Genomic DNA, 21,447 nt, shown 5'->3' with positions numbered 1-21,447 from the left:
TCAAAGAGTGGCGCGACAAAATAACAAGGACATAGCGCTTCATGCCTGAGGTGATCTTCAACGGTCCCGCCGGCCGGCTCGAGGGCCGGTTCCATCCCGCCAAAAAGCGGAATGCCCCCATCGCCCTCGTTCTGCATCTGCACCCTCAATTTGGCGGCACGATGAACAACCAGATTGTTTATCAGATGTATTACATGTTCGCCCGCCGGGGGTTCGCGGTTTTGCGATTCAACTTTCGTGGCGTCGGACGCTCTCAAGGCTCGTTCGATCATGGACAGGGCGAACTTTCCGATGCCGCGGCCGCACTCGACTGGGTTCAGACCGTTCACCCGGACGCACGCGCCTGCTGGATCGCGGGCTTTTCCTTCGGCGCCTGGATCGGGATGCAGCTTCTCATGCGCCGGCCGGAAGTCGAGGGGTTCATTTCCGTCGCGCCGCCCGCCAACCTGCACGACTTTTCCTTCCTCGCCCCCTGCCCGTCTTCAGGCCTGATCATCCATGGCGACAATGACAAGGTCGTTCCGCAAAAGGACGTTCAGACGCTGGTCGACAAGCTGAAGACGCAAAAGGGAATTGTCATCGACCACGAGACCGTTCCGGGCGCGAACCACTTCTTCGAAAACGACATGGACCTGCTGATCGAGCGCTGCGGAGACTATGTCGACGGCCGCCTCGGCCTGACACCCGCCGACTACGTCGACATCGACTGATTTCCGATCCTGGAGCCCGCCATTTCGGCGGGCTTTTTCTTTGTCAAAGCGACCTGTCATTTATGACTGACACAGATCAAGAACTGGTCATTCGACCGGCGACCGTGCATGATTTTTCCGGACTGCTGGACCTTAATCGCCAACTTATAGAAAATGACGTTTTGTCTGATGAAGGCAGACAACTCCAGACCTTCAAGCAGATGCTCGCACATCCCGGCCTGACCATCCTGCTTGCCTTGAAGGATCAGAAACCCGTGGCCACGTGCCTGCTCGTGATCGTTCCAAATTTAACCCGTGGGTGCGCATCGTTTGCGATCATCGAAAACGTGGTGACGCACAGCGACTGGCGCGGAAAGGGCATCGGGCGGGTGCTACTGGACAACGCGATTGAGCGCGCCTTCTCCCACGGCTGCTTCAAGGTCATGTTGCAGTCCGGCGCTGCCAACGAGAAAGCGCACCGGTTTTACGAGAGGTTGGGCTTTTCGAACACAAAAGTCGGGTACGAACTGCGTGCGCCCGGATATCCCGCCCGGAAGCTGAGCCGATAAACTTCCGCGATTTCAGCCTTGAAACGGTTTGGGCCGAGGGACGCCGGGGCCTGACTCCACACCGTCGTCGGGTCCGGCCAACGGATCCTCACCGTCCGCTACGACGCCCTTGATCGGCGGGCCGTCATAATCGTCCGGCGGCGGCACCTTCGACGCCAGTTTGCAGTCGGTCAGCCAGATATCGTAGACCGGATGCTCAACCGCGTGCAGGCCGGGGCTGGCGGCATACATCCACCCGGAAAAAATCCGACGCACCTCGTTGTTGAGAGTGATTTCATCCACTTGAACGAAGCCGGTGGTCAAAGGCGATTCCGTCTGCGGGCGCGTGTGGCAGACCCTGGGCGTGACCTGCAAGGCCCCGAACTGCACCGTTTCGCCGATGTAGACGTCGAAGGAAATGATACGGCCGGTGATCTTGTCCAAGCCGGAAAAGACCGCGACGGGATTTTCAATCTTTTCCGCGAAACCAGAGCCGCTCAAACCGACCGTGACAGTCAAGGCTAGACCCAGTAGCGCCGATAGGCGTTGTGCAGCTTTTCCGGTTTCAGACAAGTCGGCCATCAGCTTCAAAAAGATTCTTTCCTGCAGCATACGGGAGTTATCGGTTGTCGCGCTAGCAGTGAAATACGGCCCGGTTGGGACAAGCCACTCGCCCGGGCCGAATTATGTGGATTAGCCGATCTCCTCAAGTCGCTTCAGGGCGACTTGAACCTTCTCGAGCTTTTCACTGGCTTCCGCGATTTTTTCCCGTTCGCCGTCAACGACGTCTTCCGGTGCTTTTTCGAGGAATTTCGGGTTCGCAAGTTTCTTTTCGATCTTGGAGATTTCACTCTCCAGCTTGCCGGCATCCTTGTTCAGGCGGGCCTTTTCAGCACTCAGGTCGATGACGCCGGCCAACGGCAGGCAAACAGTCGCCTCCCCGACAATGATCTGGGCCGAACCTGCCGGTGCCTTGTCGGCAACTTCGACCGTTTCGGCGCGGGCGAGGCGCAGGATCGCAGATTCGTGAACTTTCAACCGGGCCAACGTTTCCGCACTGGCGCCTGTCACGACAATCGAAACCTTCGCGCCGGCAGGAACATTCATCTCCGCACGGACAGACCGGATCTCGGAAATCAGGTTCACCAGCCAGTTGATTTCGTCTGCCGCCGCTTCGTCCGAAACCCCGGCTTCCGGCCAGGCAGTCAGCATCAGCAAGCCGTCGGACTTGCCCCCTTCGCCGCCAAGGCGCGCCCAAAGCTCTTCCGTCAGGAACGGCATGAACGGGTGCAGGACCTTCAGGATCTCGTCCATCGCCCAGGCCGCCGTCGCTCGGGTTTCGGCTTTGGCGGCTTCGTCGTCGCCGTTGAACACCGGCTTGGCCAACTCCAGGAACCAGTCGCAGAACGTGTTCCAGGTAAACCGGTAGACTGCGCCGGAGGCATCATTGTAGCGGTAGTCCTCAAGCGCCGCCGTGACTTCGGCGATGCATCGGCCCGTTTCCGTGGCGATCCAGCGGTTCAGCGTGTGCTGAGCCGTCGCGGGGTCGAAGCCTTCGACGCTGGCGCAGCCGTTCATTTCGGCGAATCTCGCAGCGTTCCAGAGCTTGGTCGCAAAGCGTTGACCGCCTTCCGCCGCCTGGTCGGACATACGCAGCGTCCGGCGCGACTGCACTTCCTGGCTGGCGAGCGCGAAACGGGTCGCATCCGCGCCGTAGCTGTCGATCAGTTCCAGCGGGTCGAGAACGTTGCCGAGAGACTTCGACATCTTCTTCCCGTTCTTGTCGACCACGATCGAGTTGATATAGACCGTGTGGAACGGCACTTCGTTCATGAAATGAATGCCTTGCATCATCATCCGGGCGACCCAGAAGAAGATGATGTCGAAGCCGGTGATCAGGACATCAGTCTTGTAGTAACGCTCCAGTTCCGGCGTTTCGTGCGGCCAGCCAAGCGTGGAGAACGGCCAGAGCGCGGAGGAGAACCAGGTGTCGAGAACGTCTTCGTCCCGGGTCAGCGCCTTGCCGCCCGCCTTCGCCACGGCTTCTTCTTCGCTTTCGGCGCAATACTCGTTGCCGTCTTCGTCATACCAGACCGGGATCTGATGCCCCCACCAGAGCTGGCGCGAGATACACCAGGGCTGAATGTCGTTCAGCCAGTTGTAATAGGTCTTGTCCCAGTTTTCGGGAACGAATTTGGTCGAACCGTCCTGAACCGCTTTCAACGCCGGCTGTGCCAGGGTTTTGGCATCGACGAACCACTGGTCCGTCAGCATCGGTTCGATGACAACCTTCGAGCGGTCGCCGAAGGGCTGCATGATCTTCTTCGATTCCACCAGAGGCAGCCGGTCCGGGCCCTCCGCATCCTCTTCGAGCGGACGGACGACCGCCTTTCCAAGCGGGCTCCAGCCCGGCGCCTGCCCCTTCATCCAGGCCACGTCCGGATGATCGGCGGGAACCGTGACCGCGAGGCCCTCGGCCGTGATCTGTTCGATGACGCGCTTGCGCGCCTCGAAGCGATCGAGCCCGCGCAATTCATCAGGCACGATGTTGATGAGGTCGATCTCATTGATCGTCATCTCGGCGCCGTCAATGATCGCCTGCGCCTTGGCCGCTTCCTCCTTGTAAGGCGCACCATCGGCGCGCATGGCGCCTTTGGTATCCATGAGGCGGTACATCGGGATCTTGTTGCGCTGGGCAACGCCATAGTCGTTGAAATCGTGCGCACCGGTGATCTTGACCGCACCGGAACCGAACTCCGGATCCGGGTAGTCGTCTGTGATGATCGGGATCAGGCGGCGGTGCTCCTTCGGCCCGACCGGGATCTCGCAGAGCTTGCCGACGATGGGCTTGTAGCGATCGTCGTCCGGGTGAACGGCGACCGCACCGTCGCCAAGCATGGTTTCCGGGCGTGTCGTGGCAATGGAGATGTAGTCGCGGGTCTCGCGGAGGGTGATATTCCCCTCCTCGTCCTTTTCGACGTATTCGTAGGTCTCCCCGCCGGCCAGCGGATACTTAAAATGCCACATGTGACCGTCGGTCTCGATATTCTCGACCTCGAGATCGGAAATGGCGGTCTCGAATTTCGGGTCCCAGTTCACGAGCCGCTTGGACTTGTAGATCAGTCCCTCATTGTAGAGGTCGACAAAGACCTTGAGGACGGCGGCCGACAGATTGGGCGACATGGTGAACTCGGTCCGGCTCCAGTCGCAGGAGGCTCCGAGCCGTTTCAACTGACCGAGGATCGTGCCTTCGGACTTGCGTTTCTGCTCCCAGACCCGCTCGACAAAGGCTTCGCGGCCCATCTCCCGGCGGCCGGGCTGCTGGGTTTCCATCAGCTCGCGCTCGACCACCATCTGGGTTGCGATGCCCGCGTGATCTGTGCCCGGCTGCCAGAGAACGTCATATCCCTGCATGCGCTTCCATCGGATCAGGATATCCTGAAGCGTGTTGTTCAGCGCATGGCCCATGTGAAGCGAGCCCGTCACATTCGGCGGCGGAATTACGATGGAAAAGGCTGGCGCGCCCTCTTCGGCGCCTGCGCCGGCCTTGAAGGCCTCTGCCTTTTCCCAGGTTTCGTAAATCCGCGGCTCAACGCTGGCCGCATCGTAGGTCTTTTCCAGCATCAGGGTTACTCAAAGGGAGAGAATTTCGGTTTTCGTGAGCCCTCGTGTAAATCGGAACCGTCCGCGCAAGTCAACCGCCTAAACCGGCGAAACGCCGTACAGTTTCGCGCTTTCGACCCAAAGTACCGTATTCGGGAAAGCGGGTTCGGGCCGGTCTATGCAAAAATGGCATTTTTGCCGCCATTCAAATCAAAAGGGGCCGCCTGCAGGCAGCCCTGAATGAAATGATTTGCCTGGCTTGAAAAGTCAGCGGCGGCGCGTGACGCGCTGGATTTCCTTCTGGACCATTTGCTCAACCATGCCAGGAAGGTTCTGATCCAGCCACGCCTTCAGCATGGGCCGCAGCATTTCCTTGACGAGTTCCTCCACCGTCTGCGCCTGCGAACCGACGAACATGTTTGCCAGATTATCGAATGCCGCATGGACGGCTTCACCGGTCATATCTGACGTCAGCGGATCGTCGCCGGCAACGTTCGGCAACTCATCCGGCACGGGCATTGCCGCCAGCGTTTCCGCGAAGGCGTCCGCCGGGTCTGCTGCCGGTTCAGGTTCGGGTTCAGGTTCCGGCTCTTCGGCGAACGAAAGATCGCCTTCCGGGCTATCGAAGCTTTCCGCCAACCCCTCGACCATTTCCATGGTGTCGTCTTCGGAAACCGCCAGTTCCTCGGTCAGTTCGAGAACGTCGTCTTCGGGCTCATCCTCGACGGCATCGGCCGCCATAGCCGCAGCCATATCGTCATCATCTTCTTCAGGTGCGCCACTGTCATCGCTGTCCATGTCGAACAGCTTGTCGAGATCGTCCTGGGACATTTCGGAGGCATCGCCCATATCGTCCGCCGCCTCTTCTTCAACTGGGGTTTCGATTTCTTCGTTAGCGTCGCTTTCACCGGTGTCCGCGCCTTGGGAGTCTTCGTCGGATATAATACGGCGGATCGATGCGAGGATCTCCTCCATCGACGGCTCTTCAGCCTTTTTCGCCTGAGACATCACTTCCCCCGTACCTGTAGGCCACGCTACGCTTTACTCAACTCGATCAAAATGATTCGATACTCGAAATTATGCGGGTCAACAGCATAGGCGCAAACAAGGCGCGCTTCCTACGAACGCCTTTTCCCCTTTTTAGTCCGAAATTACCAAAGTCCACCTGATTTCCCACGCAGGTTTCAGGATTTCCTACGGAATTTTGTCACAATGAAGTGAAGCGGAACCACCCACGGCAACATCCCGGACGAAACGCCAGGGAATGCAGTCACTGGCCAAAGGCTCACAAGCACACGGCCTTCGCCGGGTAAACATGGGAGGTTTCAGCACCCCGGATCCGCTCAATCTGATCCGATCCTTGGGGGGTCGGGGGCTCCTCATGAACACCCGTCGGTCTATCGTCCGTCAGGCGTACGCAGGCCGATCCACTTGTCGCGAACCGCTTCGTAGTGCTGTTTCGGATCGTACCGGGCTACATTCAGGCCAAGCGTCATGGCATCAAGACGCCCGACGGCCGCGACCAGCTGGTAGCCTCCGATGATCCGGTTGCGCTGCGCGGTCACAAGGCTCGATTGCTGGCTCACCAGTTCGCGCTGGGCGTCCAGAACATCCAACGTCGTGCGCTGACCGACCCGCTGCTCTTCAATGACCCCTTCCAGGGCAAGTTTTTGGGCCTCTACGGCGGCTTGCGCCGCAACGATCGAAGCCTCGGCGGCCTGATAGACCCCCCACGCGGAAATCACATTCGCGCGGACCTGATCCCGGGCCACATCCAGCTGGAGCCGCGTCTGCCCGAGTTCTTCCTTGGCCTGGCGAATACCGGAATAAACGCTGCCACCCTGATAGATCGGAATGCTCACGTTACCGGAAATCGTTGCGGAATCGCTGTAGCCGGTATCGAACCAGCTACGTGAGATGCTTCCATCGACCGAAACAGACGGCAGCAGGCTTCCTTCGACTGTTTTCACGTTGAAGATGGCGGCATCGACAAGGTGCTGGGACTGGCGGATCAGCGGCTGGTGAGTCTCGCTGAGACGCAAGGCTTCATCAATCGACTTCGGAACGAAACGGCTGATCGAAGTGTCCGCGGACAGGCTTTTTGCCTCAATGCCGACGACCTGGCGATAAATCGCCCGACTGGTGTTCAAGTTCGCAAGCGACGTGTTGAGGCTCGCGCGCGCTTCCGCCGCACGGGCTTCCGCCTGACTGACATCGGTCCGCGTCCCCTCGCCGACATCAAAGCGGTCGCGTGCTGCCCGAACCTGTTCCTCGAGAAACTTCAGGTCGCTTCGTTGCAGCGAAACCAGCGCCGTATCACGAATCACGTCGACATAGGCCGACGCGGCGCTGAGAAGCGTGTCCTGCTCCGTCGAATTCAGACCTTCGCGCTGTGCTTTCACAACCGATTCAGCCTGACGAACCGAGTTGATCGTCTGGAAGCCGTTGAAAATGGACTGACTGATCGAAAGAGAGAGCGACGCGTTGTTCTGATAACCGATAACAGCGTTGGTTCCGGACGCAGACCGGCTTGCCGCACCGGAAGCCGTAATTGTCGGACGCCAGCCCGCCAATGCCTGAGGCACGCTTTCATCCACCCCGCGCAATCCGGCCCGGGCCGCGTTCAACGACGGGTTGTTGGAATACGCCAGAGCCAGCGATTCGTATATTGTTTCGGCTGCGGCGTCAGAGAGAGCGCCGACGATCAGGCTTCCGGCGGAAACCCCGCCCATCAGTCCCAATGCTATGGCGGCTGCTTTCAAAGTCGAACGGCCAGACACCCGACACTCCTCGTTGGATCATTCCGATTTGATTTAGTTGAGTAAACCGGAGAGTGTTTTTCTTCAACCGCCACGGCAGACGATCAGGCAATGGAAATCCCGAATTTTCCGGAGTGCGGCATTCGGGCAACAATTCATTTTAGCCACCGTGGACCGAATCTGTTTCATCGGCCCGTTTTTTACATCGGACCACAACGTTTCACCAAATTTCAGCTTAGAAAACAAATTCTTTCGTTTTCGCAAACTCCGGCAACAGGGCAACGGATGCATTGAACCCGAAGCGGGCGCTCACGGCATCGCCGGACTTCTGGTAAAGTCTGGCGACCCCTGCGCCACCAAGTCCTTCTATCACCGCAAGGCGGCCTTCCGGTTTCAATTGCCTGGTCAGTGCCTCAGGCAAGACCTCAACGGCCCCGTCAACCAGAATCGCGTCGTAAGGTCCTTCCGCCGAATATCCCTCGACCAGCGGCCCTTCCACCACGACCGCATTCTCAATACCGAGGTCAATCAGGAGTTCGCCGGCGGCTTTCGCGAGTTCCGGGTTTTCTTCCAGCGCGACCACCGAGGCGGCAAGCCTGGACAGGACGGCCGCGCTGTAACCCGTTCCCGCGCCGACCACCAGAACGACATCGTCTTCCCGCAGTTCGGCCAATTGCACGAGTTTGGCGAAGATATGCGGCTTCATCAGCACCCGCCCGGATTCGGCGGCGCCGATCGGCAGGTCTTCGTCAATATAGGCCACGGCCTTCTTGGAGGCCGGTACGAAGCGCTCCCGGGGAACAAGTTCCATTGCATCAAGGATACGATGATCGGTAACATCGTTGGTGCGCAACTGGTTATCCACCATCTTGCGGCGGGACTGGTTAAAGTCCGTCATTTCGACCCTCACTTTGACTTGCCGGAGTTCCGGCGCCTCTGAGCAATGTTCATAAACGACGCGCGAGCAGCCTGACAAGTATCCGGCTTTGCGGAATCAGGTCACGGGTCGAAAATTGAAGGCTGCCGCCGGCCTGTTTCGGCGCTCGTCATGACAGACGCATGCGTTCGGACATCAAACGCGTCCGTGGAAATGTGTAGCGGCTCGGATTCAGGGCTTGACCAAACCGGACAACTGGCTGATAAGGCGCGACACACCACCGAGGGGCCCTGTGGCGGAGTGGTGACGCAGCGGATTGCAAATCCGTGTACACCGGTTCGATTCCGGTCGGGGCCTCCACTTAATTTTCCAATTCCTGGCTGCTTTCCTGTAGGGTTGAACGGTTGCTCACCGGTGCCTGGCACTGCGCACCGGTCCTTTTTACCGATCCGCGTTTTATGCATTTCAGGAGACGAGTCATGAAAACAACGGGTGGCAAATCGCATCTTGCGAAACCGGCAAGGCCGGTAACAATGTCGACGATGAAAAGGGTCGCTCCTCCCGGAGCGCGCAGGCAGTGCACACCGGTCGTTCAATCCGACAACACGGAGTCGCTCGTAGAGTCCCTTCGCCAGCGTTTGAACGAGCTCGAAACCCGCGTCGCCGAACTTGAAAACATCATTTCCCTGCAAAACGGCGACGTCACGATCAACGCCTCGAAGAGCGTACTTATCCAGGCGCAGCACACGGTTGAGGTTACCGCCGGCAGCAAGTTCATGGTGTCGGCGACCCAATACGAGTGCAACGCCGCAATCGCCAGGTTCGCCGGACTTCTGGATTGCGACACCGTCAAAGCAAACCTGGTGATGGGCGCCACCTACACGCCCGGCGCGGGCAATGTCTGGTGACGATGCCCATCAGACACCGTCGAGTGCCGCCGCCTTTTCTTCTGCTTGACTTGATATCGTCATTTTGACGATGCTCTCAACATGAAGGAACCCAATTTCAGCATCGGCGTGGAAGAAGAGTATCTTCTCGTCGACACGACAACCCGGAAACTGGCGAGCTCTCCACCTGCGGAATTCTTCGCAGCTTGCGAAAGAGCTCTTGAGGGACGCGTCAGCCCGGAGTTCCTGAGATGCCAGATCGAGGTCGGCACGCCGGTGTGCATGACACTGGCGGAAGTGCGCGCGGAACTCGGTTATTTCCGCAAGACGATCGCACAGGAAGCCGCCAGATACGGGCTCGCGCCGATCGCGGCGTCGACACACCCCGCCGCAGAATGGACCGACCAGCCGCATACCGACAAGGAACGCTACAACGACATCGCCAAGACCATGCAGGTGGTCGCCCGGCGAATGGTGATCTGCGGCATGCATGTCCACATCGGCATCGAGGACGAGGAATTGCGGGTCGAGCTGTTCAATCAACTCGCCTACTTCCTGCCGCATCTGCTCGCGCTGAGCACATCCTCCCCCTTCTGGCGGGGCCGGCGGTCGGGCCTGAAATCCTACCGGCTGTCGGTCTTCAACGAATTGCCGCGCACCGGCCTGCCGCCCCGGTTCGAGAGCTACCACGAGTATCGCCACACGGTCGATATCCTTGCCCATGCGGGCGTTCTGGAAGACGCCACCAAGATCTGGTGGGACCTGCGTCCCTCCGACCGGTTTCCGACACTGGAAATGCGCATCACCGACGTCTGTCCGAATCTGAACGACGCGGTTGCGATCGCGGCTCTTTTCCGGTGCCTGTGCCGGATGCTTTATCGGCTGCGCTGCGCCAACCAGAGCTGGCGGATCTATTCCCGGTTTCTGCTTGCTGAAAACCGCTGGCAGGCGCAACGGCACGGAACGGCTGCGCGGCTGATCGATTTCGGCCGAAACGAGACCGCCGCGTTCGCCGATCTTATCGAGGAACTCATCGAGTTGGTGAGCCCCGATGCAGCGTTCTTCGGCTGCGAAGCCGAACTGAACCATATTCGTGAAATCGCCTTGCAAGGCACGTCCGCGGAAAAACAGCTGGCGCTTGCCGGCGACGTGCCTGAAGACAGCCCATTACCGGAAGAAACGCTCAACCGGATCGTTGACCACCTGATCGCGGAAACCATGGCCGGACTTTGACTGTGGCACGCCGGAAGGACATGTTTCAGGCCCTCTGCGTGTCAGCCAGCCCCCTTCCCGCCCCGCGCCGGCGTGCTGTGCCCCTTCAGATGAAAATAGTCGCGCGCGCCGGTCAGAATGAGAGCGAACTCATCGATCTCCGCGATAACCGCTTCCGCGGACCGGCTCAGACCGGAGCGTGGCCGCAGGGATTTCCGAGCCAAAACCAGGATGCTGCGCGCCTCGCCAAGGGCCGACAAAACGCCGTCGCGATCAAAATCGGCAAGGGGCGGGTTTCGGCGTCCCACTGGCATCCATCTCTCCACACAGACTATATGTTCTTTATTTGTTCTTTTATCTGAAGGGCGATTTCCCTGTCAATCTGCGTTTCTGACAAGGCCATGCCGTTTCTGGCGGTGACCTCACGGTTCAAATCGGCTACCCGTTGGACCACCACCCGTTCAGGACCGAAGCAAGCTATTGGAAAGACTGGCAAGACGGGAACCAAACAGGAAGGGACGCTCGCATGGAGCATGGCGGGGATCTGACGCTTGCAATGGAACGCTTTGGCGGCAACCGGGAAGATTGGCTCGATCTGTCCACCGGGATCAACCCACACAGTTATCCGCTCAAAGGTACCCTGCCCGGACATGTCTGGTCGGACCTGCCATCCAGGTCGTCTGAAGAAAAACTGCTGAGTGCCGCGCGCCAGGCTTATCGCATTCCCTCTCAGCTGGGTCTCGTCGCCGCACCGGGCACCCAGATCCTGATTTCGCTGCTTCCATCGATTCTTCCAGAAGGTTCGGTTGCTCTCGCCTCGCCAAGCTATGCAAGCCACAAGGCCGTGTGGGACCGGGAAAACCGTCCACCGACCGAACTTTCAAGCGTCTATGCGCTTCCCGCCGATGCCCGGATCGTGGTTCTCGTCAATCCCAACAATCCGGACGGACGTCTGATCGACGTCAAAAGCCTTCTGGAAATCGCACGTACCGTGACCGATCGGGGCGGCTTTCTTGTTCTGGACGAAGCGTTCGCCGATGTGGTTCCCGGCTCGAGCCTTTTGCCGCATCTGAAGGATGAGAACGTTGTCGTGCTGCGTTCGTTCGGCAAGTTTTTCGGCCTGGGCGGACTGCGCCTCGGTTTTCTCGCCGGTCCGCATTCCGTCACGCACAGACTGTCCGCCCTCCTGGAAAGCTGGTGCCTGAGCGGTCCGGCGCTGGAGATCGGCACGGCGGCCTTGCGCGACACGGTCTGGCAGGAGGGCATGGTGCGCCAGTTGGCCGACGAAATGGCGGACCTCTCCCTCGTTCTTTCCGAACATCACTTGAGCATCTTCGGCGGAACGACCCTTTTCGCCCTTGCCGCTTCGCGCGAGGCGGGCGCATTGCACGAGGCACTTGCCCGCCGCCGGATCTGGACGCGGATCTTCGACTACGCGCCGACCTGGATGCGTTTCGGCCTGCCGGGCGGCGCGGACAACCTGGACCGGCTGTCGGCGGCCCTTGCCGAAGCTCAAAAAGAGCTCTAACCAGCTTTCATGCTGATCTACGATAATGCGTTGTGGCTGCTGCTCGCGGCTCTTCTGATGGACGCCATCGTTGGCGACCCCGACTGGATGTGGGAGCGCATCCCGCATCCCGTCGTCTGGATCGGCAAGGTCATTACGATTTTCGACAGGACTTTCAACAAGACAAGCTATGCGCCGACAATCAGGAAATTCGGCGGCATTCTGACCTTGGGCGTTCTGGTCGCGGGTTCAGGACTTGTCGGCCTCGCCATTCACGTCCTGGCCTCCAAGCTTCCCTTTGGAGACCTGATCACGGTCGTCCTCGCGGCAATTCTGATCGCGCAAAACAGCCTCTACCGGCATGTCGCGGCGGTTCGCGACGGGTTGAAGAACGGCGGTCTGGAGGCAGGACGCAAGGCGGTCTCCCTGATCGTCGGGCGCGACCCGAAGCAACTGGACGAAGCCGGGGTTTCCCGCGCCGCGATCGAATCCTGTGCGGAGAATTATTCCGACGGTGTCGTCGCCCCGGTTTTCTGGTTCGCCCTGCTCGGCCTGCCGGGCCTGATCGCCTACAAGGCCGTGAACACCGCCGACAGCATGATCGGCCACAAGAACGAGGTCTACGCCGACTTCGGCTGGGCCTCGGCCCGGTTCGACGATCTGATCAACCTGCCGGCCTCCAGGCTCGCCGGGGTTCTGATTGCCCTTGCAGCCCCATTGGCGCGCGGCTCATTTCGAAAAAGCATGTCCTGTGTCTTCCAGGACGCCAAAAAGCACCGCTCTCCCAACGCCGGCTGGCCGGAAGCGGCCATGGCCGGCGCACTGGGGATCGCCCTGGCCGGTCCGAGGATCTATCCTGGCTACACGGTCAACGACAGATACTTGAACGCCACCGCGCGCAAGGAGGCCAATGCAGCGGATATATCGAGAGCACTCAACATCATGTTGGGGGCCATGGCGGCACAGGTGGTTTTCGCGCTCAGCTTGGCCTCAATCACGATTTATTAGCACTAGCAAGCGCCACGATTGCGTCCACGTCCAGCGCCCTTTCCAAATGATTGGCCAGGTCATCCAAGACACGGTCAATGTCCGTTTCGTAAGTCAGGCCTGACCGGGTTTCAAAACGCGCCAGATATGCGGATCGGAAGGTATCGCCTGCAAAAAGCCCATGCATATAGGTGCCGGACACGCGGCCATCTGCCGAGACCGCACCGTCCGGCTGACCATTGTCAAGGATCATCATCGGACGGGCGCAATCCGGGCCTACTGTCCTTCCGATATGGATCTCGTAGCCCTTGACGGGAACGCTACTGGCGACATGGGTTCCAGAGGCGGCAACGGTCGATTTGTCCGGTGTCAGGACGGTCTCGACGTCCAGATAGCCGAGCCCTTCGGCGGTGCCGGGTTCACCCTCGATCCCGTCCGGATCGGCGATCGTCCTGCCCAGCATCTGATAACCGCCGCAGACACCGAGAATATGGCCACCACGCCGGTGGTGGGCCTTCAGGTCGATATCCCAGCTCTGTGCACGGAAGAATGCCAAGTCGCCGACGGTCGATTTCGAGCCCGGCAGCAGGACGACATCGGCGTCGCCCGGCAAGGGGTCTCCCGGCTGTACCAGTTGCAACGTGACGTGCGGTTCCAGCCGTAAAGGGTCGAGATCGTCGAAATTGGCGATCCTGGATATGACCGGCACGACGATCTTGAGTGCGCCGTCGCCGAAACCGTCCGAAAGGCCGAGCGCGTCCTCGGCGGGCAGTCTGGAGGCATCGGAAAACCACGGCACGACGCCAAGCCCCCGCCATCCGGTCCGCGCCGAGATTTCCCGCATGCCGTCGTCGAAGAGACTCGGATCGCCGCGAAACCGGTTGACGAAAAAGCCTTTGATCCGCTGACGTTCGGCAGCCTCCAGAACTGCGTGAGTGCCGACGACAGACGCAATCACGCCGCCCCGGTCGATATCCGCGCACAAGATCACCGGCAGGTCAGCCGCCTCCGCAAAGCCCATGTTGGCGATATCGCCGGGCCGAAGGTTGATTTCCGCCGGACTGCCGGCACCTTCCACGATGACCAGATCCGCTTCTAAGGAGTTAGTTGAAAAACTTTCCAGAACCTTCGGAAGCAGTTTTGCTTTCTGTTCTCCATATTCGCGGGCCCGCATCGTTCCGAACCGCGTCCCCTGAACAATGACCTGTACACCCGTGTCTGTTTCCGGCTTCAGGAGAACCGGGTTCATGTGAACGGATGGGGGCACCCGACAGCCGATGGCCTGCAGCGCCTGGGCCCGGCCGATTTCGCCACCATCAGCGGTCACGGCCGCATTGTTCGACATGTTCTGCGGCTTGAACGGACGGACGGCGAGGCCCCGGTTGGCAAACAGCCGGCACAACCCCGCCACGATCAGGCTCTTGCCCACATTGGAACCCGTGCCCTGAACCATGATGGCCGGTGTTTTGGTCCCCGCTGCCCCGGTTGTCATTATCCTTGAAACCCGCGCCTAGAACTCGATGCCTTCCTGCGGCTTTACGCCGGAACGGAACGGATGCTTGATCTGGGTCATCTCGGTCACCAGGTCGGCGATGTCGATCAGCTCTTCCTTGGCGTTGCGTCCGGTGATGACGACATGAACGTCGTCCGGCTTCTCGTTCTTCAGGAAGTCCACGACTTCGGCGATATCGAGATAATCGTAGCGGAGCACGATGTTGAGTTCGTCGCACAGGATCAGGCGGTAGTCGCCAGAGGTAATCATCTCCTTGGCCGCGTCCCAGGCCTGGCGGGCCGCCTCGATGTCACGCTGCCGGTCCTGGGTTTCCCAGGTGAACCCTTCGCCCATGCGCTTGATGGTCACGAGATCGGAGAACCGCTCCAGCGCCATGCGCTCACCGGTCTCGATCCGGCCCTTGACGAACTGGACCACACCAACCCTGTGACCGTGCCCGAGGGAACGGAACACCATGCCGAAACCGGCGGTCGACTTGCCTTTGCCCTTTCCCGTATGGACGACCAGCAGGCCCTTCTCGATGGTTTTGGTCGCCATGATCTTGTCGCGCGCGGCCTTTTTCTTGCGCATTTTCTCTGCGTGGCGCGCGTTCAGTTCGTCTTCGGTGAGATCCGGCTTGTCGGTATCGGCGGTCACGGCGTGTCGCTCCCTTCCAGTCTTGTCTTCAACTCGTTAAGCGCAGCATGGGTCGAATTGCGCCGCGGTGTCCATAACTCCCGCTCGATCGCTTCCCGGAATCGATCCACCATTTCCTTCAAGCCCGCCGGATTGGCGTCCTTCAGGAACTCAAGCACGGTCCGGTCGTCGAGATATGCTTCATATAGCTGATCGAAGTGATGATCGCCCACGGCCCTGGTTGTGGCCGCGAAGGCGAAAAGATAGTCGAGGGTGGCAACCATCTCGAAGGCGCCTTTGTAGCCGTGGCGCATGACGCCCGCGATCCATTTCGGATTGGCCGCCCGTCCCCTGACGACCCTGCCGATTTCCTCCGACAGGCTGCGCACCACCGGGCGCTCGGGACGCGAATGGTCATTGTGATAGACCTTGGGCGCTTCGCCCTTCAGCGTTTCCACCGTCGCGGCCAGTCCACCCTCGAACTGGTAATAGTCGTCGCTGTCGAGCAGGTCGTGTTCCCGGTTGTCCTGGTTGTGAAGCACCGCATCCACCGATTTCAGCCGGGTCTCTAGTTCCGTGCGCGCGCCCTCTCCGGAGGCACCGCCGCCATAGGCATATCCCCCCCAGGTCAGGAAGGCTTCCGCGAAATCGCCTTTTTCATCCCAGATGCCCTCGTCAATCAGGGCCTGAAGACCGGCGCCATACGCACCCGGCTTCGATCCGAACACACGGTAGCCCGCTCTGCGCTCCGCCTCGCTGGTGCTCAGGCCCTCGGCCAGATATCGTTTCGTCTCGGATCTGATCCGCCCGGCGATCGGGTTGGCTTCCGCGGGTTCCGCCAGCGCGCCGACCGCGCGGGCAGCACTGTCGAAAAGATCCATCTGATGCGGAAAGGCGTCGCGGAAAAAGCCTGACACACGCAACGACACATCGATACGGGGACGCCCCAGTTCCGACAGCTTCAGGATTTCAAAGCCGGTGACCCGGCCCGACCCCGGTTCCCAGACCGGTCTGGCGCCGATTAACGCCAGCGCCTGGGCGATGTCGTCGCCCCCGGTGCGCATGTTGGCCGTGCCCCAGCAGGTCAGTACCAGCGACTGCGGCCATTCGCCTTCTTCCTGGAAATAGCGCTCGGCGACGAGACTGGCGGACTGCTGGCCGAGCCGCCAGGCAGTCTCCGTCGGAACCGCACGCACATCGACCGAGTAGAAATTCCGGCCGGTCGGCAGAACATCCGGCCGCCCGCGCGTCGGCGCGCCCGAGGGTCCAGGAGGAACGAAGCCGCCGCCAAGCGCGGTCAGAACCGCAGCGGTTTCAGAGCCGCCCGATTGCGTGACCGACGGCCGAAGACGGTTGTCGATTTCGGTCATTACGGCGGAAACGGCACTAAGGTTACCGGACACGCTTCTATCGTTTGCGATCAAATTTTCATCCATGCTTATGTCGCCCGCGATCAAATCGCGGCACAGCATTTCGATGCGCTCCACCGTGTCGCCGTTGGAGCGCCACGGTTTATCGGCGCGATTACGCAAAATGGCGGGTTTTTCACCCTCCCAGGTGGCTGAGAAGTCGCAATCGAGGGGGTCGAAGCCGGCCAGCCCCAGGTCGTTTGCGACAGCCCGCTGCAGGCTTTCCCCAGCGGGGTCCGTTCCCCTGGGCACCCGAACGAGCGCGGCCAGAAGATCGGTCAGAAGGTCGCCTTGCGGACTTTCGCCCAGAATGTGCAATCCGTCCCGGATCTGGAGTTCCTTCAGGTCGCAGAGATGCGCGTCCAGCCGCGCCAGACGTGTTTCCTCGTCCATGGCCTCATCGAGACCGATATCCTTGTCGAGCCCGTGCCGGTTTGCCGCGTCCAGGATATCCCGTGTCAGCGCTTTCAGCCGCCTCGGATCGACGCCGCTGGCGAGGTAATATTCATCCAGCAAAACCTCGAGTTCTTCGGCGACGCCGTGGCTTTCGGCGCGGGTCAAGGGTGGCGTCAGATGATCGACGATGACCGCCGCCGTCCTGCGCTTGGCCTGGGCCCCCTCGCCCGGATCGTTGACGATGAAAGGACAAATATTGGGCACCGGCCCGAGAACCGCTTCGGGAAAACAGGCCTCCGACAATGCGAGCGCCTTGCCCGGCAGCCATTCCAGATTTCCATGTTTGCCGAGATGAACCACCGCGTCGACGGCAAAGTGGTCCCGCAGCCAGATGTAGAAGGCGAAATAATGATGCGGCGGCACCAGATCCGGGTCGTGATAGGTTTCTTTCGGATCGATATTGTAGCCCCGCGCCGGTTGAATTCCGACGATCTGGTTGCCGAACCGGTGCAGCGCCAGCCGGAAGGCACCCTCGACGATATGCGGGTCCTGCTCGGGCGCGCCCCAGCGCGCATTGACCTGATTTTGCACCGCTTGCGGAAGCCGGGCGAAGGCCGAAAGGTAATCGCTCACCGGCAGGGTTTCGAAACTCTCGCGCGTATCCCGGCCACCGAGCGCATTGGTTACCCCGGTTGTCAGACGATCCATGAGGTCGCGCGATGTTTCCGGGGCCTCTCGGACATCGTAGCCCGCACTCCCCATCGCCCTTAGCAGCGCGCAACAGGAGGCGGGCGTGTCCAGTCCGACGCCATTGGCCAGACGGCCGTCCTTGTTGGGATAGTTGGCCAGGATCAGCGCGGTCTTCTTTTCAGCCTCGGGAATGCCGCCAAGCCTCGCCCAGGCCGCCGCAAGCCCGGCGACGAACTCGATCCGGTCTGGAACCGGCATGAAGCGGACCGGCGTCGACTGGGTGTCTTCGTCGAAGACACCCTCCTCCTTGAAGGAAACGGCCCGCGTCAGAAGACGCCCGTCGATTTCCGGCAGGACCACATGCATGGCCAGATCGCGGATCGAAAGTCCCTGATCGCTTTCCTCCCAGCCTTCTTTCGAGGAAGAGGAAAACACCACCTGCAGAATTGGTTTTCCGGGACGGTCCAGCGGCGTCGACTGGTGTGCCGCTCCGGCCTTGGAAACGGCGAAAGCGGTTCCGTTCAGAACCACGTCCGGCGGCATCTGCTCAAACAGCGCGTCGAGAACCGCGATGGACTCAGCTTCCTTCAGGCTGGAGACGAACACCGGCAAGGCGTTGACCCCGGCCTCATCAAGTGCCGCAACCAGCGCGTCGACGGGCGCGGTCTGCGCGCCTTGAACCAATGCCCGGTAAAAGGTGATCGCCGCCACCGGCCGCGACGGGTCCTGCCATTTGGCCCTGAGTGTCTCCAGGTCCGGAACGGCGTGGCCCGGCAGGTAGATCCCCGCACGCGGCAGCGGCACCGGATGCGCGGGCTCTTCCGCCTCACCGATCAGGAAGGCGGCGAACCGCAGGGCGTTGGCGTAATTCTCCGAGCCCCCCTCGACACAATACCGCCAGACCCTTTTGACCTCCTCCATCGGACGAGTGGACCGGCTGGCGAGGTCTTCGTCCCACTTGTCATCTCCCGGAATGACGATCAGGCCCATGCCGTTCGCGCGGGCTTCCTCCTCGAACCGTTCCAGGCCGTAACGCCAATATTCACTGCCCCCGAGCACCCGAAGGATCGCAAGCTTCGACCCGCGCAGGGTCTGTTCCGCATAAAGATCGACCGAATAAGGATGAGACAGGGCCATCAGGTTCGCCAGCCGGAGGCTGGCGCTCCCCTCCCCGAGACCGGCTTGCGCGGCGGCGAAACCGCCGAGTTCCGTATCGGCCGCCGACAAGAACAGGATTTCGGCCGGAGACTGGCCGAGATCGACCGCGTCTCCGCCGTCGTCGATCCGGCGCGTCTGACTGGCTAGAATATGCATCTTTGGCTTGTCACTTCAGATCAGGCGGCGGCTCTCACCGTTCCGAGAAGGGTCCGTGCGGCTTCCAGATCCAGCCCCTTCAAGCCGATCACCACGAGTTTTCCGGCATTTTCCGCCCCGGTCGCGAACCAGGTCTCCACCCGGGGGCCGACTGCCTGCACCATGGCCGGAGCCGCCTTGCCCTCGATCGTGACCGCACCCTTGATCCGCAGGACGCCTTTCAGAGCCATGGCTTCAAGAACCTTGCTTTCCGCTTCCTTCAGGCTGGCGAAACCGGAGACGTCCAGTACGTGGCTTTCGAAATCGTCGTGATGGTGATGATCATGGTGGTGATCTTCGTGATCGTTATGATCATCGTGGTCGTCATGATCGTGGTGATGACCGTGATGCTCGTGCCGTCCGGCCATGTCGTCTTCCGCCGCCGAGCCCCGGCCAAGCAGAACCTCGATGGGCAGCGTCCCTTTTTCAGAAGAGACGATGTGCACCGCCGGACGGAGGTCGACCGAAATACGGTCATGAACCCCCTCCAGCACCTCGGCGGACACCAGATCGGCCTTGTTCAGGACAACAAGATCGGCACAGCGAAGCTGATCGTGAAACAGTTCCTCGACCGGGCTCTCGTGATCGAGGGCTTCGTCCGCCGCGCGCTGGGCCTCAAGCGCTTCTTCGTCGAGCGCGATACGGCCCTCGGCAAGCGCGGCCGCGTCGAGCACGGTCACCACGCCGTCGACGGTCACTTTGGGCTTGACGCTCGGCCAGGAAAACGCCCGCACCAGCGGTTGCGGCAGAGCCAGCCCCGAGGTCTCGATGACGATATGGTCCGGCGGCAGATCCCGGGACAGCAGCATTTCCATGGTCGGCAGGAAATCCTCGGCCACCGTGCAGCAAATGCAGCCGTTTGTGAGTTCAACGACCTCCTCTGCCGAACAGCCCGGGTCGGCACATCCGTTCACCAGCGAACCGTCAAAGCCCATGTCGCCGAATTCGTTGACGATCAGCGCGATGCGCTTGCCGCCCGCGTTCTGGAGAAGGTTGCGGATCAACGTCGTTTTGCCGGCGCCCAGGAACCCGGTGACGATCGTTGCCGGGATCTTGCCGGCCGGCTTGAAGGAAGTGTTGGTCATAGGTCGATTTCCGGTTGATCTTGAGGCTTCATGACGAGCGGAAGACCGGCGGCGACGAAGACCACCTGTCGGCAAACACGCGCCATATCCTGGTTGAGCCGTCCCTGCGCATCGCGGAACGACCTTGAAAGTCTGTTCTCCGGCACAATTCCCATGCCGACTTCATTGGAAACGAAGATGCAGGGCCCGGACAGGGCAAGCACCGCCTCGCAAAGCCGGGCTGTCTCTGTGGCCGGATCTTTTTCCGAAAACAAAAGATTGGACAGCCACAGGGTCAGGCAGTCCACAAGCACCACCCGGTCCGCGCGGCAGTGCGCCTGAAGCACCGGGCAAAGATCGAGCGGTTCTTCCACGGTTGTCCAGGATGGGCCGCGTTGCAGACGATGCTGCGAGATCCGCTCCGCCATCTCGCTGTCAAAGGCGGCTCCGGTCGCAACGTAGATTTTTTCCAGGCCGGATTTGACGGCAAGCCCTTCCGCGAACCGGCTTTTGCCGGAGCGGGCACCGCCGAAGACAAGCGTGGCGCGGGGACCTTGTGTTTCCGTCACTCTCTACTCCCGGCCGTCCACCCGACGGCAGTAAGGGTTGCGCATTCGACGGCCGGTCTCCTGGCTTGCGGCTCACCGCGCCTGACACCCCTTCCCGGCCGCTTCGGCCAGTGGTTTTCGTGCAGGCGCTTACCGCTCACAGTTGCGGGGGCAGCTCCGGCTTTACGAACGAACGCGTTCGCCACCGGATTCCCGTTTCATCCGGACAAGGAAAAATCCCAGCCGGAACCGTCGAATTTCTTCCTAGACGGATATGACGGGAGAAACAAGCGTAGCGCTGAAACCGCGGGAGGTTTCAGGCAAGGACCGGAGTGCTACGCCTCCCGGTTCACTTCCGTTCCGAAACACACCTGGCCGGGGGTAACGCATTGAAATCCCGCCGGGTATCGGATGGTTTCCAGGCAATACAAGCCTGCTATTTTTCTGATAAATATGGACTTTCCCACATGCCGGATAAAAAAATGACGGCTTGATGAAAAAATCGCCACAAAGGGCTTGGCAAACGGATCAAGCGTTTGATATACGCATCTCCATCGACGGGGCGGCCGCGAGCCGGGCCCGTTTGTGGTGATCCCCAGTAGCTCAGTTGGTAGAGCAAGCGACTGTTAATCGCTGGGTCGCTGGTTCGAGTCCGGCCTGGGGAGCCACCACCACCTCCGTTGCAAAATTCCAAGAAAAACCTGTTTTCAACAAGCATGCGAGTGTTATTTGCCTCGCGTGACCGACCGCGTTCTGGAAACTCTCCAAGGCAAACCTGATACCGACAGGT

17 protein-coding genes, 2 tRNA genes and 1 riboswitch are annotated in these 21,447 nt (G+C 60.5%); of the genes, 8 read left to right on the top strand and 11 right to left on the bottom strand.

Translation table 11 applies throughout. From position 1 onward, the window contains the following. The first annotated feature begins 41 nt into the window (after positions 1–41). Together JF539_RS08880 and JF539_RS08875 are read left to right on the top strand one after the other, a co-directional pair. On the top strand, positions 42–710 hold the full coding sequence (locus JF539_RS08880) for an alpha/beta hydrolase (protein ID WP_207139930.1): 669 nt from the start codon (positions 42–44) through the stop codon (positions 708–710). A 62-nt stretch (positions 711–772) separates the two neighbouring features. Then, positions 773–1,258, top strand: coding sequence for a GNAT family N-acetyltransferase (locus tag JF539_RS08875; RefSeq protein ID WP_207139929.1), 486 nt, complete (start codon positions 773–775; stop codon positions 1,256–1,258). A gap of 12 nt (positions 1,259–1,270) precedes the next feature. Here the strand turns inward: JF539_RS08875 and JF539_RS08870 are convergent, their stop codons facing one another. The 5 genes from JF539_RS08870 to JF539_RS08850 all read right to left on the bottom strand — a co-directional run bounded on the left by JF539_RS08870 (position 1,271) and on the right by JF539_RS08850 (position 8,497). Beyond that, positions 1,271–1,819, bottom strand: a complete 549-nt coding sequence (locus JF539_RS08870) for a DUF2155 domain-containing protein (RefSeq protein ID WP_236042446.1) — start codon at positions 1,817–1,819, stop codon at positions 1,271–1,273. A 111-nt stretch (positions 1,820–1,930) separates the two neighbouring features. Next, positions 1,931–4,861 (bottom strand): valine--tRNA ligase, encoded by a 2,931-nt coding sequence (locus JF539_RS08865; protein WP_207139927.1) that lies wholly within the window; start codon positions 4,859–4,861, stop codon positions 1,931–1,933. Positions 4,862–5,107: 246 nt separating this feature from the next. Further along, complete coding sequence (locus tag JF539_RS08860; protein WP_207139926.1) at positions 5,108–5,848, bottom strand: PopZ family protein; 741 nt, start codon at positions 5,846–5,848, stop codon at positions 5,108–5,110. Positions 5,849–6,237: 389 nt separating this feature from the next. After that, on the bottom strand, positions 6,238–7,572 hold the full coding sequence (locus JF539_RS08855) for a TolC family outer membrane protein (protein ID WP_207140904.1): 1,335 nt from the start codon (positions 7,570–7,572) through the stop codon (positions 6,238–6,240). A gap of 262 nt (positions 7,573–7,834) precedes the next feature. Then, entirely contained in the window at positions 7,835–8,497 is a 663-nt protein-coding gene (locus tag JF539_RS08850) for a protein-L-isoaspartate O-methyltransferase family protein (RefSeq protein ID WP_207139925.1), read from the bottom strand. A gap of 265 nt (positions 8,498–8,762) precedes the next feature. On the opposite strand from JF539_RS08850, the gene JF539_RS08845 reads away from it, so the two are divergent. The 3 genes from JF539_RS08845 to JF539_RS08835 all read left to right on the top strand — a co-directional run bounded on the left by JF539_RS08845 (position 8,763) and on the right by JF539_RS08835 (position 10,596). Next, positions 8,763–8,836, top strand: a tRNA-Cys gene (locus tag JF539_RS08845). 119 nt (positions 8,837–8,955) lie between these two features. Beyond that, positions 8,956–9,384 carry a hypothetical protein gene (locus JF539_RS08840; RefSeq protein ID WP_207139924.1) on the top strand — a complete coding sequence of 143 codons (429 nt, stop codon included), beginning with the start codon at positions 8,956–8,958 and terminating at the stop codon, positions 9,382–9,384. 81 nt (positions 9,385–9,465) lie between these two features. Beyond that, the gene (locus JF539_RS08835) at positions 9,466–10,596 is read left to right on the top strand and encodes a carboxylate-amine ligase (protein WP_207139923.1); all 1,131 of its coding nucleotides are present in this window, start codon (positions 9,466–9,468) and stop codon (positions 10,594–10,596) included. A gap of 41 nt (positions 10,597–10,637) precedes the next feature. Here the strand turns inward: JF539_RS08835 and JF539_RS08830 are convergent, their stop codons facing one another. Next, positions 10,638–10,889: a hypothetical protein gene (locus JF539_RS08830; RefSeq protein ID WP_207139922.1), complete on the bottom strand. Its 252-nt coding sequence runs from the start codon at positions 10,887–10,889 to the stop codon at positions 10,638–10,640. A 212-nt stretch (positions 10,890–11,101) separates the two neighbouring features. On the opposite strand from JF539_RS08830, the gene cobD reads away from it, so the two are divergent. Both cobD and cbiB read left to right on the top strand, forming a co-directional pair. Beyond that, a complete protein-coding gene (gene cobD, locus JF539_RS08825) occupies positions 11,102–12,103 on the top strand; it encodes a threonine-phosphate decarboxylase CobD (RefSeq protein WP_207139921.1) in 1,002 nt (333 codons plus the stop codon). 9 nt (positions 12,104–12,112) lie between these two features. Continuing rightward, complete coding sequence (gene cbiB / locus JF539_RS08820) at positions 12,113–13,090, top strand: adenosylcobinamide-phosphate synthase CbiB (protein ID WP_207139920.1); 978 nt, start codon at positions 12,113–12,115, stop codon at positions 13,088–13,090. Here cbiB and JF539_RS08815 read toward each other — a convergent pair. The 5 genes from JF539_RS08815 to cobU are packed head-to-tail and all read right to left on the bottom strand — an operon-like array spanning position 13,077 to position 20,678. Continuing rightward, entirely contained in the window at positions 13,077–14,561 is a 1,485-nt protein-coding gene (locus JF539_RS08815) for a cobyric acid synthase (protein ID WP_207139919.1), read from the bottom strand. The genes cbiB and JF539_RS08815 overlap by 14 nt on opposite strands. 18 nt (positions 14,562–14,579) lie before the next feature. Continuing rightward, positions 14,580–15,218, bottom strand: a complete 639-nt coding sequence (gene cobO / locus JF539_RS08810; RefSeq protein WP_207139918.1) for a cob(I)yrinic acid a,c-diamide adenosyltransferase — start codon at positions 15,216–15,218, stop codon at positions 14,580–14,582. Next, entirely contained in the window at positions 15,215–19,006 is a 3,792-nt protein-coding gene (gene cobN / locus JF539_RS08805) for a cobaltochelatase subunit CobN (protein ID WP_207139917.1), read from the bottom strand. The genes cobO and cobN overlap by 4 nt, the downstream gene beginning before the upstream one ends. 20 nt (positions 19,007–19,026) lie before the next feature. Further along, complete coding sequence (gene cobW, locus JF539_RS08800) at positions 19,027–20,130, bottom strand: cobalamin biosynthesis protein CobW (protein ID WP_207139916.1); 1,104 nt, start codon at positions 20,128–20,130, stop codon at positions 19,027–19,029. Beyond that, positions 20,127–20,678, bottom strand: a complete 552-nt coding sequence (gene cobU, locus JF539_RS08795; RefSeq protein ID WP_207139915.1) for a bifunctional adenosylcobinamide kinase/adenosylcobinamide-phosphate guanylyltransferase — start codon at positions 20,676–20,678, stop codon at positions 20,127–20,129. The genes cobW and cobU overlap by 4 nt, the downstream gene beginning before the upstream one ends. Positions 20,679–20,710: 32 nt before the next feature. After that, a riboswitch (cobalamin riboswitch) is annotated at positions 20,711–20,926 on the bottom strand. Positions 20,927–21,249: 323 nt separating this feature from the next. On the opposite strand from cobU, the gene JF539_RS08790 reads away from it, so the two are divergent. Further along, positions 21,250–21,325, top strand: a tRNA-Asn gene (locus tag JF539_RS08790). Positions 21,326–21,447 lie beyond the last annotated feature (122 nt).

It is taken from the genome of Roseibium aggregatum (assembly GCF_017309185.1).
Taxonomy (GTDB): domain Bacteria; phylum Pseudomonadota; class Alphaproteobacteria; order Rhizobiales; family Stappiaceae; genus Roseibium; species Roseibium aggregatum_B.
This window is presented reverse-complemented; position numbering and strand designations above follow the sequence as displayed.